Source organism: Streptomyces sp. NPDC001544 (genome assembly GCF_042894285.1).
In the GTDB taxonomy this organism is placed as follows: Bacteria; Actinomycetota; Actinomycetes; order Streptomycetales; family Streptomycetaceae; genus Streptomyces.
Genome location: NZ_JBIAVN010000001.1, coordinates 191,346 through 204,023 on the forward strand (window position 1 = coordinate 191,346; position 12,678 = coordinate 204,023).

At 71.9% G+C, this 12,678-nt stretch carries 13 protein-coding genes; 4 read left to right on the forward strand and 9 right to left on the reverse strand.

Annotated elements, in window-relative coordinates; translation table 11 throughout:
- Nucleotide 1 precedes the first annotated feature (1 nt).
- The 5 genes from ACFY0F_RS00870 to ACFY0F_RS00890 all read right to left on the reverse strand — a co-directional run bounded on the left by ACFY0F_RS00870 (nt 2) and on the right by ACFY0F_RS00890 (nt 5,607).
- The gene (locus tag ACFY0F_RS00870) at nt 2–970 is read right to left on the reverse strand and encodes a carbohydrate ABC transporter permease (protein ID WP_388786891.1); all 969 of its coding nucleotides are present in this window, start codon (nt 968–970) and stop codon (nt 2–4) included.
- 2 nt (nt 971–972) lie between these two features.
- Nucleotides 973–2,316, reverse strand: coding sequence for an ABC transporter substrate-binding protein (locus ACFY0F_RS00875; protein ID WP_388786893.1), 1,344 nt, complete (start codon nt 2,314–2,316; stop codon nt 973–975).
- Between the two features lie 75 nt (nt 2,317–2,391).
- Complete coding sequence (locus ACFY0F_RS00880) at nt 2,392–3,603, reverse strand: ROK family protein (protein WP_388786895.1); 1,212 nt, start codon at nt 3,601–3,603, stop codon at nt 2,392–2,394.
- A gap of 202 nt (nt 3,604–3,805) precedes the next feature.
- Nucleotides 3,806–4,423 carry a Uma2 family endonuclease gene (locus ACFY0F_RS00885; protein WP_388786898.1) on the reverse strand — a complete coding sequence of 206 codons (618 nt, stop codon included), beginning with the start codon at nt 4,421–4,423 and terminating at the stop codon, nt 3,806–3,808.
- An 83-nt stretch (nt 4,424–4,506) separates the two neighbouring features.
- Nucleotides 4,507–5,607: a mechanosensitive ion channel family protein gene (locus ACFY0F_RS00890; protein WP_388786901.1), complete on the reverse strand. Its 1,101-nt coding sequence runs from the start codon at nt 5,605–5,607 to the stop codon at nt 4,507–4,509.
- A gap of 310 nt (nt 5,608–5,917) precedes the next feature.
- Here ACFY0F_RS00890 and ACFY0F_RS00895 point away from each other — a divergent pair, with 310 nt between their 5' ends.
- On the forward strand, nt 5,918–6,454 hold the full coding sequence (locus tag ACFY0F_RS00895; RefSeq protein WP_388786904.1) for an HNH endonuclease: 537 nt from the start codon (nt 5,918–5,920) through the stop codon (nt 6,452–6,454).
- 88 nt (nt 6,455–6,542) lie between these two features.
- Here ACFY0F_RS00895 and ACFY0F_RS00900 read toward each other — a convergent pair whose 3' ends face one another.
- Genes ACFY0F_RS00900 through ACFY0F_RS00910 form a run of 3 tightly spaced genes read right to left on the reverse strand, consistent with a single transcriptional unit; the run spans nt 6,543 to nt 9,126 of the window.
- Entirely contained in the window at nt 6,543–7,898 is a 1,356-nt protein-coding gene (locus ACFY0F_RS00900; protein WP_388789114.1) for an ABC transporter permease, read from the reverse strand.
- Nucleotides 7,898–8,596, reverse strand: a complete 699-nt coding sequence (locus tag ACFY0F_RS00905; RefSeq protein ID WP_388786906.1) for an ABC transporter ATP-binding protein — start codon at nt 8,594–8,596, stop codon at nt 7,898–7,900. The genes ACFY0F_RS00900 and ACFY0F_RS00905 overlap by 1 nt, the downstream gene beginning before the upstream one ends.
- Entirely contained in the window at nt 8,593–9,126 is a 534-nt protein-coding gene (locus tag ACFY0F_RS00910) for a PadR family transcriptional regulator (protein ID WP_388786908.1), read from the reverse strand. Before ACFY0F_RS00910 ends, ACFY0F_RS00905 begins: the two co-directional genes overlap by 4 nt.
- A 175-nt stretch (nt 9,127–9,301) precedes the next feature.
- On the opposite strand from ACFY0F_RS00910, the gene ACFY0F_RS00915 reads away from it, so the two are divergent.
- The 3 genes from ACFY0F_RS00915 to ACFY0F_RS00925 all read left to right on the forward strand — a co-directional run bounded on the left by ACFY0F_RS00915 (nt 9,302) and on the right by ACFY0F_RS00925 (nt 11,965).
- Nucleotides 9,302–9,547 (forward strand): hypothetical protein, encoded by a 246-nt coding sequence (locus ACFY0F_RS00915; protein ID WP_388786911.1) that lies wholly within the window; start codon nt 9,302–9,304, stop codon nt 9,545–9,547.
- The gene (gene malQ, locus ACFY0F_RS00920) at nt 9,548–11,641 is read left to right on the forward strand and encodes a 4-alpha-glucanotransferase (protein WP_388786914.1); all 2,094 of its coding nucleotides are present in this window, start codon (nt 9,548–9,550) and stop codon (nt 11,639–11,641) included.
- A gap of 63 nt (nt 11,642–11,704) precedes the next feature.
- Nucleotides 11,705–11,965, forward strand: a complete 261-nt coding sequence (locus tag ACFY0F_RS00925; RefSeq protein ID WP_388786916.1) for a hypothetical protein — start codon at nt 11,705–11,707, stop codon at nt 11,963–11,965.
- 67 nt (nt 11,966–12,032) lie between these two features.
- On the opposite strand, the gene ACFY0F_RS00930 is transcribed toward ACFY0F_RS00925, so the two are convergent.
- The gene (locus ACFY0F_RS00930; RefSeq protein ID WP_388786919.1) at nt 12,033–12,605 is read right to left on the reverse strand and encodes a TetR family transcriptional regulator; all 573 of its coding nucleotides are present in this window, start codon (nt 12,603–12,605) and stop codon (nt 12,033–12,035) included.
- Nucleotides 12,606–12,678 lie beyond the last annotated feature (73 nt).

The following is a 12,678-nucleotide window of genomic DNA, read 5'->3' on the forward strand; positions in this document are numbered from 1 at the left end:
GTCAGTCACCTGCCTGAATGAGACCGCCCCGGCGCCGCATCAGGAACGCGGTGAACACCATCGACAGGGCGAAGAGGACCAGGGCGACGACGCACGCGGAGCCGTAGTCGAAGCGCTGGAAGCCGAGGTTGTAGACCAGTTGGGGGAGGGTCAGCGTGGACTTCTCCGGATAGCCGGGCTCGAACATCGTGCCGGCGCCCTGGATCACACCGGAGGCGACCTTTCCCGCGATCAGGGGCTGGGTGTAGTACTGCATGGTCTGGATGACCCCGGTGACCACGGCGAACATCACGATCGGGGAGATGTTCGGCAGCGTGACGTACCGGAAGCGCTGCCAGGCCGAGGCGCCGTCCAGCTCCGCCGCCTCGTACTGCTCCGTCGGCACGTCGAGCAGCGCGGCCATGAAGATGACCATCAGGTCGCCGACGCCCCACAGGGCCAGCAGGGTCAGGGCGGGCTTGGACCAGGTGGGGTCGTTGAACCAGCCCGGGGCCGGGATGCCGACCTTCTCCAGGATCGAGTTCACCGGGCCGGTGCCGGGATTGAGGAGGAAGGCGAAGGCCATGGTCGCGGCGACCGGTGGAGCGAGGTAGGGCAGGTAGAAGAGGGTGCGGAAGACACCCGTGCCCGTCTTGATCTTCGTGATGAGGAGCCCGATGCCGAGTCCGAACACGACCCGGAGGGTGACCATCACCAGGACCAGCCACAGCGTGTTGCGCAACGCGGGCCAGAAGTAGGGGTAGTTCTCGAAGACGTACTTCCAGTTCTTCGCCCCGCTCCACGTCGGCGGCTTGAAGCCGTCGTAGTGCATGAACGAGAAGTAGACCGTGGAGATCAGGGGGTACGCGAAGAAGACCGCGAAGCCGATCAACCAGGGCGACATGAAGGCGGCGGTACGCAGTGCCTTTTTCCGCTGCTTCGCGGCGAGGCCGGCCCTGCGGCGCTTCGAGGCGAGCGTGATCGTACTCATCGCTACTTCGCCTGCGCGATGTCCGTGTCGATCTGCTTGGCCGTCTGTTCCAGACCGGCCTTCAGGCTCTTGACCTTCCCGCTCTCGTAGTCGTATCCGAAGTTCTGGATCGTCGTGAGGTACACGCCGCCGTTGATGGACGCGGGGCTCGTGTTCGAGTACGGGTTGGAGGCGATGTCCAGGAACGTCTTGAACCGCGGGTCGTACTTCAGCTTCGGTGACTTCAGCGCGGCCAGCGTGGACGGCACGTTGTGCAGGTCGTTGGAGAAGCCCACCACCGCGTCGGTGTCCGTGGTGACGTACTTGACGAACTCCCAGGCCGCGTTCTGCTTCTTGCTGGTGGCGGCGATGCCGGCGATGGTGCCGGTGATGTAGCCCTTGCCGTACTGGCTCACCCGGTCGTCGGGCACGGGCAGCGGGGCGACGCCGATCTGGAACTTCGGCTTGGTGGCGAGCGCCATGCCGATCCGCCACTCGCCGTCGAGCTGCATCGCGACCTGGCCGGTCTGGAAGGGGTGCTTGGGGCCCCACTCGTCGCCGAGCGTGGAGCGGAACCTCTCCAGCTTCTGGAATCCGCCGAGTTCGTCGACGAGCTTCTTCTGCAGGGTGAAACCGGCCTGGAAGGCGGGATCCTCGGCGAGGTTCGACTTGCCGCTCTTGTCGAAGTACGTGGGGGAGAACTGCGCGAAGTAGTGCTCGGTGGTGGTCTCCCAGCCGTGGTAGTCCGGCATGAACCCGAGCTGCTTGTAGCCGTCGCCCTGCGTGATGGTCAGTTTCTTGGCGTCGGCCTCGAACTCGGACCACGTCCTGGGCGGGTTCTTGATGCCCGCCTTCTGGAACGCCGTCTTGTTGTAGTAGAGCCCGTACGCGTCACCGAGCAGGGGTGCCGTGCAGCGGTCCCCGTCGAACCGGGTGTACTCGTTCATCGGCTTCGGGAACGTCTTGGCCGGGTCGATGCCCGACTTCTTGAAGAAGGGGCTGAGGTCGACCAGGGCACCCGAGGAGCAGAACTTGCCCACGTTGTTGGTGGTGAAGGAGGAGATCACGTCGGGCGCCTTGTCACCGCCGGTGCGCAGCGCCTGGTTGATCTTGTCGTCGGTCATGTTGCCGACGACGTTCACATGGATGTTGGGGTGCGCCTTCTCGAACCCCGCGACCAGCGACTTGACGGCCTTCACCTCGTTCGGCGCGCTCCAGGCGTGCCAGAAGTTGATGGTGGTGTCCTTCGAGGCGTCGTCGGAGGCGGTGGAGGCCGACTGGCCGGTGCACGCGGTGGTGAGCAGTGCCAGCGACGCGGTAAGAGCAAAAGCCGTCTTTCGGGCAAGTGAGGGTATGGCTTCGGGCATGACGGGATCTCCCTGGAAGGGCGGTGAGGTGAGGGAAGGGCCGTGCGGGAAAAGACGGGGGCCGTGCGGGAAGGCTCAGCGCGAGGTGTCGAAGACCTCGTCGCGGGTGGTCGCGAGCGCGCTCTCCAGTGCGCCGCGCAGGACGGGGTGTTCACGGACGTCGCCCACGACCAGGTGCGGGCGGGGTGCCGCCAGCTCCTCCAGCTCCGCCTGGATGAGCGCGCGCAGCACCTCGCCGCCGGCGGTGAGGGAGGCGCCGCTGAGGACGACGAGTTCGGGATCCAGGACGGACACGAGGGAGGCGAGACCGGTGGCCAGCCGCGTCGCGTACGTCTGCAGGAGCTGCCGGTGCGGTCCGCCCGCGTGGTCGGCGGCGCGGGCCACCAGCTCGGCGGCGGCCTCGGCGTACGGGCCCGCCGGCACGTCGCCGATGCCGAGTTCGCGGGCCAGCCTGGGGATGGCCTGCGAGCCGGCCAGCTCCTGGTAACCGCCGCTGTTGGCCTTGGTCACCTGCCGGACCAGGGGGGTGCCCGGTACCGGCAGGAAGCCGACCTCGCCGGCGCCGCCGGTCCAGCCGCGGTGCAGCCGCCCGCCGAGGACCAGGGCGGCTCCGAGGCCCTCCTGGTTCCACAGCAGGACGAAGTCGCCGTGGCCCCGGGCCGCGCCCAGCCGCTGCTCCGCTATCGCGACGAGGTTGACGTCGTTCTCGTACTCGACCGGCATCGGCAGCGCGGCGGCGAGTTCGTCGAGCAGCGTCGGGGAGTGCCAGCCGGGCAGGTGGGAGGCGTAGCGCAGCCGACCGGTGCCCGGGTCGAAGGCGCCCGGGGTGCCGATGACCAGCCGGTGCAGGTCGTCCCGGGCGAGTCCGGCGGCCTTGACGGCGCCGTCGAGGGCGTCGGTGACCTGCCGGACGACCGGCTGTTCCGGACGCCTGCCGGGAGTGGGCAGTTCGTACTCGCCCACCGTGCGGCCGGTGATGTCGGCGACGGCGGCGCGGATGCGGCCCGGGGTGACGTCGAGCCCTGCGGCGTGTGCGGCGGCGGGGTTGACCGCGTACAGCTGTGCGTTGGGCCCCGGGCGGCCCTCGCTGGTGCCGGTGGCCAGGACCAGGCCCGCCGCCTCCAGACGGGCCAGGAGCTGGGAGGCGGTCGGCTTGGACAGGCCGGTGAGCTTGCCGATCCGCGTGCGGGACAGCGGCCCGTGCTCCAGGAGGAGATCGAGTGCGGCGCGGTCGTTCATGGCGCGCAGCACGCGCGGGGTACCCGGCGTACCGGCGGATCCTGCCATGGGTCGACACCTGCCTTTCCAACTGCCCAGCTTCCCAGTGACCTGGGGATCACGTCCACCCGGTGATCGATTGGGTGATCACTGTTAGGAAAGTTTCCTATCGGGGTGGGAGGAAGGTAAGCCCAGGACGAAGCGGGCGTCAATAGACATCGCCCCCGAGGCGACGGACTCTTGCCTCGGGGGCGGGTGGCCTACGGCCGGTTCAGCCGGCGAGGAACGGCGCCGTGTCCAGGGTGGGGAACGGAGCCGGGAGGGGGAGCGGGTCGCCCAGGTCCACCTTGATGTCGGTGTCGTAGTAGGCCTCGGTGGGGTCCTCGCCGGGGAGGACGGGGTCCGTGTAGCAGTGGGCCGTCCTGGCATGGCGGTCGATGAGGACGTACACGGGGATGCCGGCGGCGGCGTAGGTGCGGTACTTGGGGCCGGTGTCGGTCTCGTGGTTGGTGGAGGTGACCTCGCCGACCAAGGCGAGCATGTCGACGGGGTACCAGCCCTCGTACCGTGCGTAGTGCGCGTCGTCGGCCGCGTTCGGTCTGCGGCGGAGCACGTAGAGGTCCGGGACGAGCAACGCAGTGGTGGCTCCAGTGCTGTCGGTGCACCGGAAGCCGTTCCCCCTGCCGACGCGGGCGACTCCGGCCGCGCGGAGCTGGAAGAGCGCGGTCATGGCCGTGTCGCTGTGCGCGTAGTCGGGGGGCGCCGAAGGCACGTACGCCCGGCCCTCGATGTACTCCGGGATCACGGGCATCGGTGACGCCGCCTCGTACGCCGCCAGGAGGGCCACGGGCTCCAGGCGGGACATGAGATCCGGGGTGTCGGCGTCCATGGGCGGCAGTGTGCGGCCCATGGACGTGCCGAGGACGTTCCTCCCCCCGCCGTTCACCCGAACGAGCGTGCCGAACCGTCCCCCTACTTCCCCGACGCCCCCGACCTCTGCGCGGCGATCGGCGTCGTCGCCGCCACCTGCGGGGATTCCGAGTCGGCGTACACCGCGGGCGCGGCCACCGCGGCCGTCGGGTCAGGGGTCTCCTCCTGGTCCTCCACGGCCGTCGCCCCGCCCACGATGCGGATGCTGGCCGCGTCGAAGGCGCGCTTGATGCGCCAGCGCAGCTCGCGCTCCACGGACAGGGCCTTGCCGGGCATGGTCTTCGCGGAGACCCGTACCACCATGGAGTCCAGCAGCACGCTGTCCAGGCCGAGCACCTCGATCGGGCTCCACAGGAGCTCGTTCCAGGGCTCCTCCTTGCTCATCTTCTCGGCGACCTCGTCGAGGGTGGCCTTCAGCCGGTCCAGGTCCTCGTTCGCCTTGACGGTGACGTCCACGCCCGCCGTCGCCCAGCCCTGGGAGAGGTTGCCGATGCGCTTGACCTCGCCGTTGCGGACGTACCAGATCTCCCCGTTGTCGCCGCGCAGCTTGGTCACGCGCAGCCCGACCTCGATCACCTCGCCGGAGGCGACGCCCGCGTCGATCACGTCGCCGACGCCGTACTGGTCCTCCAGGATCATGAAGACGCCGGAGAGGAAGTCGGTGACCAGGTTCCGGGCGCCGAAACCGATCGCCACACCGGCCACACCGGCGGACGCCAGCAGCGGGGCCAGGTTGATCCGGAACGTGGACAGGACCATCAGCGCGGCCGTGCCGAGGATCAGGAAACTCGCCACCGACCGCAGCACCGAGCCGATCGCCGCGGCCCGCTGCCGACGCCGCTCGGCGTTCACCAGGAGCCCGCCCAGCGAGGAGCCGTCACCCGTCTGCGCGGTCCGGGTCATCCGGTCTATGAGCTGGGTGATCGCCCGCCGCACCACCGCTCTGAGCGTCACCGCCACGACCAGGACCAGCAGGATCTGCAGGGCCATGGCGAGCCAGGTCGACCAGTTCTGCTCGACCCAGCTGGCGGCGTTCGTCGCGCTCTCCTGGGCGTCCTGGAGCGACGGCACGGTGGCCGTCGACCCCGAGGGGGACGGCGACGGCGACGCACCGGCGGCCAGTAGGACGGCGGGCAAGGACACGGCAGGTACCTCCAGGTGCAGCACCCGTCCGATGCGACGGCGGATGTCGCTGAGGTCACGGAAAGGTCACCGGACGGGCAGAACCACCACACTAACGGGGCATTGTGTGTGCCAACGCCGGATCCGTGAAGGAGAGACCGTGCTCACCTGCGCTTGAACAGGCCACGATCCGGGGGATGAATGCGGTGTGGTCGAAAACACTCCCAGCCCGTTACCGGGAGATGGTGGCGCATCCACCAGCCCTGAGGAGAGACTGACTGCAGATCGTCCCGGCGCGAGCCACGCGCCGCCGACGCCCAAGGAGGCACCCGTGCCGCACGTCCTGGTCCTCAACGCGTCGTACGAGCCGCTCGGCGTCGTACCGCTCCGCCGCGCGCTCATCCTCGTCCTGGAGAACAAGGCCGTCTCGCTCGAGGAATCCGGCGCCTATATGCACAGCGCGACCGTCACAGTCCCCGCACCCAGCGTGGTCCGGCTCAAGCGATTCGTACGGGTTCCCTACCGGGGGCCCGTTCCTCTGACGAGGCGCGCGCTCTTCGCGCGCGACGGCGGCCGGTGCATGTACTGCGGTGGCGTCGCAACCAGCGTCGACCACGTCGTCCCGCGCAGCCGTGGGGGCAAGCACGCCTGGGACAACGTGGTGGCCTCCTGCCGCCGCTGCAACCACGTGAAGGCCGACCGGCACCTCGTGGAGATCGGCTGGCGACTGCGCCACAAACCGGCTCCGCCCACCGGTCTGGCCTGGCGCATCATCGGGACCGGCCATAGGGACCCGCGCTGGCTGCCCTACTTGCAGCCGTACGGCGCGGACGACGCCTTGGCCCGGATCGACGGCATCTCCGCCTGACGATCCGGGCCTTCGCACACCCGGGGCACGCGCGCGGTGCGGCCCCGGGAGTCCCCTGTGCCCCCGGGGCCTGGCACCCGCCCGGCGCTCAGGCGTGGCGCAGTTCCGCCGGGTGGGCCGAGCGGCGCAGCAGGGGCAGTGAGGTGGCCGCCGCCAGCAGGCAGCACGCGTACACCCCGACCGGGACCAGCAGCGCCGGCCACGGCACGGCCGGTGCGACGTGGTCGGAGGCGACCGAGGCGTACCAGATGCCGATCGCCATGCCGCCCGTGCCCGCCAGCGCGACGGCGGGGGCCAGCGGCAGGGCCGTCTCCAGCAGCAGCGCCCGGCCGAGCACGGCCCGCGGCACCCCGGCGGCGACCTGCGAGGCCAGTCCGCGGCGGCGGTTCCCGAGGGACTCGGCGGTGGCGACGGCGAGCCCGGAGAGGGTGATGGCGAGGGCGACGAGGATCGCGGCGGCCGTCAGGTCGATGCCCGTCGTGTAGAAGGACATGCTCATGCCCAGGTGGCCCGCGCGGTCCATGGCGTGCAGATCGGCGAGGAGCGCCTGGCGGACGCCGACGAAGCCCGTACCGACGACCGTGACGAGCAGCACCGCCGCGTGCGTACGGGACGCCGCCCACGGGTCGTCGCGCAGTCGCTCCGCCGCGATCAGCGTCGCCGCCGCACGGGCCCGTGCCGCCAGCAGCCGTCCCAGCAGCAGGGCCGTTCCGCCGGCCAGCCACACCGTGCCCGTGCCGACGACGAGGACCAGGCCGAACAGCACCAGCGGCATCCGCCCGCGATCGGCGCTGGAGGTGTTCACGACGGCCCAGAGCGCCAGTACCAGGACGACCAGCACACCGCCCGTGAACACCAGCCCCGGCCTCCCCCCACTGCTCGGCCGCACCCGGCGCACCCACCCGAGCGGCGAGGCCACCACCCGGCGCAGCACCAGCGCGCCCGTCGCCGCACCCAGTACCGGCACGCCGAGGGCGACCAGCACGACGCCGATCGCGGCCCGCGCGCCCGGGTGGTCCCACTGGCTCAGCAGGACCGGAACCGCGACGGCGGTGGTGACGGCCGAGCCCAGCAGACAGGCCAGCCCGGTCTCCGCGGCGGCGATCCGGCGCACCTGGGCCGGGGTGGCACCCGCCAGCCGCAGCCCGGCCAGCCGCCGGTCCCGGTGCACGGCGCCGATGCGGGTGCACTGCCCGAGAAAGCCGAGCACCGGCACCAGCAGGAGCAGCAGGCTGACGATCACTCCGGAGCGCTCGCCGGGGGTGTTGAGCAGCCCGTTCCCGACGGACACGGAGCAGTACCCCTGGAGCGAGGCCAGGGCGACCGCCGCGAGGGCGAACCCCGTCGCCAGCGCGGCCCCCACCGCGGTGAGCGCGACCCGCCACCACTCGCCCCGGTCGGAACCCCGGGTCAGCCGCCAGGCGAGACGCACGTCCGCGGCGATCACGCGACCACCCCCGCCGGCGCCACGGTCCCGTCGCTCAGCCGCACCTCGCGGTCGGCGTACGCCGCGACCTGCGCGTCGTGCGTGATCAACAGCACCGCCGTGCCGGACTCCCGGGCGGTGTGCACCAGGGCCGTCATCACCTGCTCGCCCGCCAGCGAGTCCAGGGCCCCCGTCGGCTCGTCCGCGAACACCACCCTGGGCCCGGTCACCAGCGCCCGTGCCAGGGCGACCCGCTGCGCCTGGCCGCCGCTCATCTCACCCGGCCGCAGCTCCTCCTGCCCGCGCACCCCGAACCGCTCCAGCCATTCGTCCGCCCGCGCACGCGCCTCGGCGCGTGTGGACCCGGCGAGCATCAGGGGCAGCGCGACGTTGTCGGCGGCGGTCAGTTCCGGGATCAGCTGCCCGAACTGGAAGACCACGCCGAAGTCGGAGCGGCGCAGTTCGCTCAGCCGTTTCTCCGGCAGTTCCTGCAGCGCCAGCCCGTCGTACGTCACCGAGCCCTGGTCCGGGCGCACGATGCCCGCGAGGCAGTGCAGCAGAGTGGACTTGCCGCTGCCGCTGGCCCCGGTCACGGCGAGGATCTCACCGGCGCGCAGTTCGACCGAGGCGCCGCGCAGCGCCCGTGTCCCGCCGTGCGCCTTGACGAGGCCCCGGCCCGCCAGGAGCGGCACCGAGGCATCCCCCTTGTGGTTCATGCTGCGTCGACCTCCGCGGTCAAAGTGGTCAGCCGGGCCGCCGTGGTGTTCATCCAGCGGAGGTCGGCATCGAGGTGGTTGAGGGCGTAGTCCGCCGAGAGCACGGTCGCCAGATCGGTGCCCGGGGTGGTTTTGAGGGCCGTCAGCTCCCGCATCCGCTCCATGTGCGCGGCGCGCTGGGCGCCGAGGTAGGCGGCCGGGTCGCCGCCCGCGAGGATCGACACGACGACCTTGGCGAAGATCTCGTTCGTGACGAAGGGCGCCGGCGGGGCGATCTGCGCCGCCCACTGGGTCAGTTCCCGCGCGCCCGACCGCGTCGAGCGGTACAGGGTGCGTTCCGGTCCGCCGTCCGCGTCCGTTCCGTCGACCTCCGCCAGGCCGTCCCGGACCAGGCGCTGCAGGGTGGTGTACACCTGCCCGTAGGCCAGCGGACGGGCCTGCGGGAAGCGTTCGTCGTGGCGTCGCTTGAGGTCGTAGCCATGGCTCGGCCCCGCAGCGAGCAGTCCCAGAAGGATGTGGCGGGTGCTCATGGAGATCAGTATGCACTGAGTACATGTGCTGAGTGAATAGTGGGACCCGGTGTGGCGGCGGCGTGATGAATCCATCACTCGGTCCCGGTCACGTCTGCGATCGCGTCCACTGGGTAGGCCTGCGATATCCCGCAAGAACGCACCGCCGTACCGACGAGGCCACAAGGAGGCCCCCGTGACCGCAACGGCACACGCCCCGCTCCCCGCCCTGTCCAAACCCTCGGCGGAGCCGTCCGCCGACACCCAGGAGCTGTACGCCAGTTTCTTCAGTGCCGAAGGCACCTCCGCCGAAGCCCCGCTGACGAGTGAGCCGCCGCTGCCCGAGGCCGAGCCGCTCACCAGTGAACCGCCACTCGCCGACGCAGCCCCGCTGACCAGCGAGTCCGACCCGACCCCGGACTCCTACGGCCCGGGGCTGTAGATGGCCGAACCGCTCGACGCCGCACCCCCCGACGCCGCACCCCTCGACGAGGAGCTGTCGCGGCTCGCGGACCTGCACGGCGTCGCCACCTCCTACAGTCCTTCCCCGGACCGCACCGTCGCGGCCTCCGCCGAGGCCGTCGTCGCAGTCCTGGCCGCCCTCGGTGTCGACGCCGCCACCCCCGAGGCCACCGCCGCCGCCCTCGCCGAGCGGGAACGGGAGCTGCGCGAACGCCTGCTGCCGCCGACCCTGGTCCACTGGACCGACGCCGGAGCCCGCCCCGCCGCCCTCGACGCCCTGCCCGCCGGCACCGGGCTGCGCGTGGAGACCGAGCAGGGCGAGACCCGGGACGCCGCCGACGAGCTCCCGACCGGCGTCCACCGTGTGCGCGCCACCGCCCCCGACGGACGTACGGCCGAGGCCCATCTGATCGTCGCCCCGCCCCGGCTGCCCGCCCCCGCCGGGCGCTCCTTCGGACTCCTCGTCCAGCTCTACTCCCTGCTCTCCACCCGCTCCTGGGGCATGGGCGACCTCGGTGACCTCGCCGAGCTGGCCGCCTGGGCCGGGCGCACCGCGGGCGCCGGATTCGTGCAGGTCAACCCGCTGCACGCGGCCGTGCCCGGCGCTCCCACCGACCCCTCGCCCTACCGGCCCTCCTCCCGCCGCTTCCCCGACCCGGTCCACCTGAGGGTCGAGGACATCCCGGAGTACGCGTACGCCGAGGACCAGGAGCACCTGCGGGCCGTACTGGAGCGGGCCGCACGGCTGCGCGCCTCGGTGCTCGACAAGGGCGCGCTGATCGACCGTGACGCGGTGTGGGAGCTGAAGCGCCAGGCGCTCCGGGCGGTGCGCGAGGTTCCGCTCGGGCCGGGACGGCAGGCCGCCTACGCCGCCTTCCGCGCCGAACAGGGCCGGGCCCTGGAGGATCACGCCACCTGGTACGCCCTCGCCGAGGTGCACGGCTCCGACTGGCAGGCCTGGCCCGCCGGGCTGCGCGACCCCCGCTCACCCGAGACCGCCCGTGCCCGCGCCGACCTCGCCGACCGCGTCGACTTCCACTCCTGGCTCGCCTGGCTCACCGACGAGCAGCTCACCGCCGCCCAGCGCGCCGCCCGCGAGGCCGGCATGCCGGTCGGCATCGTCCACGACCTCGCCGTCGGCGTGCACCCCGGCGGTGCCGACGCCTGGGCCCAGCAGGACCACTTCGCCGCCGGCATGTCGGTCGGCGCCCCGCCCGACGCCTTCAACGCCCGCGGCCAGGACTGGGGCCTGCCGCCCTGGCGCCCCGACCGTCTGGCCGCCTCCGGACACGCCCCCTACCGCCGTCTGCTGCGTGCCCTGTTCCGCTACGCGGGCGCCCTGCGCATCGATCACGTCATGGGTCTGTTCCGGCTGTGGTGGGTGCCGCAGGGCCGGCCGCCGACGGAGGGCACGTACGTCCGGTACGACGCCGACGCCATGCTCGCCCTGCTGGCGCTGGAGGCCTCCCGGGCGGGGGCCGTCGTCATCGGCGAGGACCTGGGCACGGTGGAGCCCGGGGTGCGCGAGACGCTGCAGCGGCGCGGGGTGCTCGGCACCTCGGTGCTGTGGTTCGAACGGGACTGGGAGGGCGACGGCCGTCCGCTGCCGCCCGAGAGCTGGCGCGCCGACTGCCTGGCCACCGCCACCACCCACGACCTGCCGCCCACCGCCTCCCGCCTCACCGGCGAACACGTCGAACTCCGCGACTCCCTCGGTCTGCTGACCCGCCCGGTGGCCGAGGAGCGCGCGGAGGCGGCCGCCGACAGCCAGGAGTGGCTGGCCGTGCTGGGCCGGCTCGGTCTGCTCGGGACGGCGGTCCTGGCGGAGGAGGCGGAGGAGGCCGAGATCCAGGCCGTCCACCGCTTCCTGCTGCGCACCCCCGCCCGCATGATCGGCGTCTGGCTCCCCGACGGCGTCGGCGACCGCCGCCCGCAGAACCTCCCCGGCACCTGGGACCAGTACCCGAACTGGCGCCTGCCGATCGCCGACGCCGAGGGGCGGCCGGTGACGCTGGAGGAACTGACGGGGTCCGCGCGGCTGCGGGCGCTGCTCGCGGTGCTCGGGGAGGGCTGAGCGGTGCGGCGTACAGGGCACCCCGGCCGCGCGCTGCCCGACGGCGTTCGCTACTTTTGCACCGTGGACAAGAAGAACGCCCTGCGCGCCGGCGCCCTGGCCGCCGGTACGACGCTGATGATGCTGCTCATGTCGTCCCCCGCGCTCGCGGTGACCCGCGACGACGGCGACGACCCCGGCTCGCCCCTGGGCATCGGCGCGACGCTGGGCCTCTACGTCGTCGCCCCGCTCGCCATCTTCGCGGTCATCACCGGCCTGGTGATGGTGCTGGACAAGTCCGACAAGACGAAGCTCGTCAACGCCAAGCCCAAGGCCAAGGCCTGACCTTCGCGACTCCCGTCGAGGGCGCCGGTGACGCCGGCGCCCTCGACGTGCTTCCGGGCGGCCCGGTTCACGCGGGGTCGGGCGCCGTCATGTACCGCTGCACGGTCGGCGTGAGCCAGGCCGTGATCTCCTCGCGGGTCAGGGCCACGGCCGGACCGAAGCGCAGCACATAGCGGGTGAGCGCCAGGCCCAGCAGCTGCGAGGCGCACAGCGCGGCCCGTGCCGGGGCCTGCCCGGGATCGGGGCAGGCCTGCCGGGCCATGGGCAGCAGCTGGTCCCGGAAGATGCCCTGTATGCGCTCGGCCCCGGCCTGGTTGGTGACGCCGACCCGGAGTACGGCGGTCAGCTCCTCGTTCTCCTCCCACAGGTCGAGGAAGTGGGTCACCAGCGCCCGCCCGATCTCCTCGCGCGGGATCGTGTCCAGGTCCGGCAACCGCAGGTCGAGTGCGACGGCCGCCGCGAACAGGCCCTCCTTGTTGCCGTAGTAGCGCATCACCATCGATGGATCGATCCGCGCGTCTTTGGCGATCGCGCGGATGGTGGCCCGCTCGTAGCCGTCGGTGGCGAAGCGCTCGCGCGCGGCGGCGAGGATCGCGTTGCGGGTGGCGTCGGAGCGGCGTGGTGCGGGGCTGGCGGTCATGGCGGAAGCGTAGGTCAACACCCGTGGGCCAACAAGTGTTGACCCGATGCTCGCTGCCGGAGTACCGTTGCCA

What these genes read in the sequence shown, in the direction of transcription:
- ACFY0F_RS00870 (WP_388786891.1), bottom strand. Translation starts at nt 970, where the DNA reads ATGAGTACGATCACGCTCGCCTCGAAGCGCCGCAGGGCCGGCCTCGCC.
- ACFY0F_RS00875 (WP_388786893.1), bottom strand. Translation starts at nt 2,316, where the DNA reads ATGCCCGAAGCCATACCCTCACTTGCCCGAAAGACGGCTTTTGCTCTT.
- ACFY0F_RS00880 (WP_388786895.1), bottom strand. Translation starts at nt 3,603, where the DNA reads ATGGCAGGATCCGCCGGTACGCCGGGTACCCCGCGCGTGCTGCGCGCC.
- ACFY0F_RS00885 (WP_388786898.1), bottom strand. Translation starts at nt 4,423, where the DNA reads ATGGACGCCGACACCCCGGATCTCATGTCCCGCCTGGAGCCCGTGGCC.
- ACFY0F_RS00905 (WP_388786906.1), bottom strand. Translation starts at nt 8,596, where the DNA reads ATGAACCACAAGGGGGATGCCTCGGTGCCGCTCCTGGCGGGCCGGGGC.
- ACFY0F_RS00910 (WP_388786908.1), bottom strand. Translation starts at nt 9,126, where the DNA reads ATGAGCACCCGCCACATCCTTCTGGGACTGCTCGCTGCGGGGCCGAGC.
- malQ (WP_388786914.1), top strand. Translation starts at nt 9,548, where the DNA reads ATGGCCGAACCGCTCGACGCCGCACCCCCCGACGCCGCACCCCTCGAC.
- ACFY0F_RS00930 (WP_388786919.1), bottom strand. Translation starts at nt 12,605, where the DNA reads ATGACCGCCAGCCCCGCACCACGCCGCTCCGACGCCACCCGCAACGCG.